Raw genomic sequence first — 4256 nt, 5'->3', positions numbered from 1 at the left:
ACGGCGTCCCTACACGGCGAACCCGGCCGGGAACGGATCGGTCGGGTCGAGCGTGTACTGGGCCGTGCCGGTGATCCAGGCGCTGCCGGTGATGACGGGGACGACGGCGTCGCGCCCGGCCACCGCGCGAAGTTGGCGTGCCACGGCTCCTCGAGCTGCGGGTCCACGACCGGGTAGCCGGCCTCGCGGCTCGCCTCCGCGGCGGTCTGCGCGACGTCGACCTCGGGGCGGTAGCTCTGGTTGTCGGGCCGCGGCTGGAGCCAGACGAAGGGGAGCGTGATGGCCAGCAGGGCCACCATCGTGATGATGATGGCGCGCAGGGGCGTGTTCAGCCGCTTGGCCTGCTTCTCGGTGATCTGCGGGACGACCCGCTGCTGGTCTTCATCGCTCGCATCGTTCACGTAGGTCATTGTGCCCCACGCCGCGGGACGCTCCAAGCCGCCGCACGCGGTGGCCGGGCCGCGTCGGGCTCGGGACGCCGGCGGGATCCGGGGCCCGCGGGGGCACCGGGCCCAAATCAACCGGGGCGGATGCCGCTCAGCCAGTATGCTGAACACCGAAGCCATTCACCGGCGTCACCGAGGCCCGCGCGGCGTCGGGCCGCACCGACACCACTTCGAAGGCGAGGACTCCCGTGTCATTCCCGTCCCATCCCTCAGAACAGAACAATCAGGCCGACCGGAACCTGGCGCTCGAGCTCGTGCGCGTGACCGAGGCCGCGGCGATCGCGGGCGGCCACTGGGTCGGCGCGGGCGACAAGAACGCCGCCGACGGCGCCGCCGTGGACGCGATGCGGACCATGCTCTCGACCGTGCAGTTCAACGGCACCGTGGTCATCGGCGAGGGGGAGAAGGACGAGGCCCCCATGCTCTACAACGGCGAGAAGCTGGGCGACGGCGAGGGCCCCGCGCTCGACGTCGCGGTCGACCCGATCGACGGCACCCGCCTCACCGCGCTGGGCATGAACAACGCCCTGTCGGTCATCGCGATGGCTGACGGCGGCTCCATGTTCGACCCCTCCGCCGTGTTCTACATGGAGAAGATCGTGACCGGGCCCGACGCCGCCGACCTCGTCGACCTGCGCCTGCCCGTCAAGCAGAACCTCCACCTGGTGGCCAAGGCCAAGCGCAAGAAGGTCAACCAGCTGACCGTGTGCATCCTGGACCGGCCGCGCCACGCCCGCCTCGTCGAGGAGGTCCGGGCCACCGGCGCCCGGACGCGGATGATCATGGACGGCGACGTCGCCGGCGCCATCGCCGCGTGCCGCGAGAACACCGGCGTCGACGTCATGCTGGGCATCGGCGGGACCCCCGAGGGGATCGTCAGCGCCTGCGCGATCAAGGCCACGGGCGGCGTCATCCAGGGCCGCCTGGCCCCCGTGGACGACGAGGAGAAGCAGAAGGCCATCGACGCCGGCCTCGACCTCGACGCCGTGCTGACCACCGACGAGCTGGTCACCAGCGACAACTGCTTCTTCGCGGCGACCGGCCTGACCGACGGCGACCTGCTGCGCGGCGTCCGCTACTCGGGCTCGCGGATCCACACGCAGTCGATCGTGATGCGCTCGCGCTCCGGCACCGTGCGCATGGTCGAGGCCGAGCACCTGGCCAGCAAGTGGGAGCGGTACGAGCGGTAGCTCAGCCTCCCGCCGCCCTCCGGCGGTCCCCGCCCCGGAGCCCTCGAGCGCCCCGGTCCGCGTCCCCCGCGGGCCGGGGCGCTTGCGTGTCCCGGGCCCGGGACCGGGCCCGACGGCGTACGGATCGGCGCCCGGCGTCGGACGGCGCACCGACCGCGCGCCGCCCGGCCGGCCTCGGCAGGGCGGAGGATCCGAGGATCGCGCGCAGGTCCTGTGGGACCCGGGCCCCCGGCGGTGCGAGGGAGGGGTCGATCTGCTGCAGCTGGGCGTCGGCGACCTGCGCCGCGCCCAGGGCGAAGTCCCGCTCCGGCATGGCCCACACCCGGTGGGCGGCCCGGGATCGCTCGCTTCTCGGGGAGGACCACACGGGGCTGCCGCGCCCGGTGGACCGGGCGTCCGCGACCGCGCAGAGGGCCTCGAAGCTGGCCGAGCGCACGGGCGAGCCGAGGACCCGGGGCCGCTGGGCGAGCTCGATGTGCATCTCGCGGAACGCCGCGTGCAGCGGGGCGCGGGGCCCGCCGGACGCGGCGGCGAGGCCCTCGCGCCGGACGGACTCGTAGCTGCGCATGAGGTCCTGAACGGTCCGGTCGAAGGCGCTGGCGCGCTGGAAGTGGGAGCCGATGAGCGCCAGGACGGCGGGGACGGCGGCCGCCGCCCAGTCGAGCTGGGACCGGGAGACCACGACCACCGGGACGGTGAAGAGCGCGGCCAGGCTGACGGTGTCGAGCCAGCGCGACGTCGCACCGGCCCGCAACCGCGACCTCAGGGCGACGACGCCGACCTGCAGCTGCGCGCCCCCGATCGCGAAGGACAGCACGCACGCCGCGGCGATGACCCCGCCGAAGGCGATCAGGTCCTCCACCTCGGCCTCGCCGGAGGCCTGGAGGAGGACCAGCGTGAGGGCCAGGAACGCCGAGACCGCGGCGAGCACGACCTGCACGAGCGTGGCCACGACCCAGATGCGCCGGGCGACCCAGCGCTGGAGCCGGGCGAACAGGTGCCGGGGCAGCGAACGGTGCGCGTAGACGGCGCCCGCGACCACGGCCACCGCGGCCAGCGGCAGCGTCGCGACCTCGGGCAGCCACCGGTCGAAGCTCTCGGGCCTGACCTCGTTGACCGTGAGGAGGACGACGCCGGCCGCGGCGAGCAGCAGGCCCGCCGCGACCTTCAGCGAGTGCGCGGCGTCGGGCCTGCGGGGGAAGTACTCGAACTCCTCGAGCAGCTCCGCCAGGGGCGACCACGGCTCGTCTCTCATGCTCCGATGCTACTGGGCCGCGCCCTCACGGCCGTGGCGGGGAGGGGACGAGTCGCGTCGGTCGGGGACGAGCCGCGTTGGTCAGGAACGAACCGCGGCGGTCGGGGACGAGTCGTGTCCGGCGGGGCGGCGCTATCCCCGCGTGCCCCGGAGCCGCCGGGCGAGGGCGGCGCCGGCCCGGCGCGCGGCGGGGACGGCGCGGCTACCGGCGGTCCGCACCGCGGGCAGCACCCTCGTCCGCAGGAACGGCACGGCCTTCTCCTTGCCCGCGTACGCGAGCCGGAAGGCGCGGTAGCCGGCCGCGCTGACGGGTAGGTCCCAGGTCCCGGGGTAGGTCACGGGATAGCCGCCGAAGGACTTCTTGAACTTCGTGAACCCCGCCCACTCGTGCTCAGGCTCGCCCTCCGGCGCGATCCCGAACATGTCGAAGCGGGTCAGCCCGCGCTCCTTGGCCTCCAGCATCATGTGCGAGACCAGCGGGTTGTTGGCGCTGAGCCGGCGGTGCTCGAAGGACATCGAGGCGTGGGCGTAGGTGCGCGTGTCGTCCGAGTCGTAGACGAGGGCGGCGCCGATGGGCTCGTCGTCGAGCTTCGCCAGATACAGGGTCGCCGCGCCGTTGGGCAGCAGCGACTGGGCCGCCTGGATCAGGTAGTCGTCCTTCTGGCGGTTGAAGCCGACCCGCTCGGCCGTCCTGCCGAGGTAGCGGGTCAGCACCGCGACGTCGTCCGGGCGGTGGGAGGCCTCGAAGGTCACGCCCTTCTTGTGGATGTTGCGGTGCAGGTTCCGGTTGGTCGAGGTCATGCCCTTGAGCAGGGCCTCCTCGTCCTGGGTCAGGTCGACCATCCAGGTGTGGCTCGGCTGGATCTGCCGCGGGGAGAGCCGCAGCCCCCGGCGCCGCAGCTCCCGGGCCCCGTCGGACCCCTCGGGGAAGACGGCGGGGGAGGTCGGCTCGATCCTCACGAACAGGCAGCCGGCCGAGCGGGCGACGCCGCGCAGCTCGGCCAGGGCGGCGTCGAAGGCCTCCGGGGAGTCCGCGTCGGGGCCGTACGGGCAGTACAGGTAGCGACCGGTCCGGCCGCCCTCCAGCGTGGCCAGGTAGGCATAACCGGGGCCCTCGCCGCGGAACACCTCGTGCCCCAGATCGCGCTGAAAAGTGGCCCAGGCCTCCGACTGCAGAAAATTCGTCATGGGCTCCACTGTAACCGGGGACGGGGCCCCGGACTGAACCGCGGCCGCGGCCCGCGGCACGAGGATGTGGAGACCCGAGGGCCCTCGCGGGTCGGTGTCTCGCCTAGTCATGCGGAAGATTGGTCTCGATTGAAAGCATTCCGCCCCTTCCGCGCCCGCAGGATTTCTCACATGATG

Annotated in this window: 3 protein-coding genes and 2 pseudogenes; 1 reads left to right on the top strand and 4 read right to left on the bottom strand. The window is 73.2% G+C overall.

Going from position 1 to position 4256, the window contains the following annotated elements; genetic code table 11:
• Positions 1–9: 9 nt before the first annotated feature.
• Positions 10–123, bottom strand: a pseudogene (locus NBM05_RS15135) (proline racemase family protein); the annotation flags it as partial.
• 44 nt (positions 124–167) lie between these two features.
• A pseudogene (locus NBM05_RS15130) lies at positions 168–299 on the bottom strand (DUF4245 domain-containing protein); the annotation flags it as partial.
• A gap of 335 nt (positions 300–634) precedes the next feature.
• Between NBM05_RS15130 and glpX the strand changes: the two are divergent.
• On the top strand, positions 635–1636 hold the full coding sequence (gene glpX, locus NBM05_RS15125; protein ID WP_254169148.1) for a class II fructose-bisphosphatase: 1002 nt from the start codon (positions 635–637) through the stop codon (positions 1634–1636).
• Position 1637: 1 nt separating this feature from the next.
• Here the strand turns inward: glpX and NBM05_RS15120 are convergent, their stop codons facing one another.
• Together NBM05_RS15120 and NBM05_RS15115 are read right to left on the bottom strand one after the other, a co-directional pair.
• Complete coding sequence (locus NBM05_RS15120) at positions 1638–2891, bottom strand: hypothetical protein (protein WP_254169146.1); 1254 nt, start codon at positions 2889–2891, stop codon at positions 1638–1640.
• A 132-nt stretch (positions 2892–3023) separates the two neighbouring features.
• Positions 3024–4079 carry a lipid II:glycine glycyltransferase FemX gene (locus tag NBM05_RS15115; protein ID WP_254169144.1) on the bottom strand — a complete coding sequence of 352 codons (1056 nt, stop codon included), beginning with the start codon at positions 4077–4079 and terminating at the stop codon, positions 3024–3026.
• Positions 4080–4256: the final 177 nt, after the last annotated feature.

It is taken from the genome of Rothia santali, assembly GCF_024199905.1.
GTDB classification, from domain to species: Bacteria; Actinomycetota; Actinomycetes; order Actinomycetales; family Micrococcaceae; genus Rothia; species Rothia santali.
The sequence above is the reverse complement of the archived record's forward strand: the minus strand, read 5'-3'. Positions and strand labels throughout refer to the sequence as shown.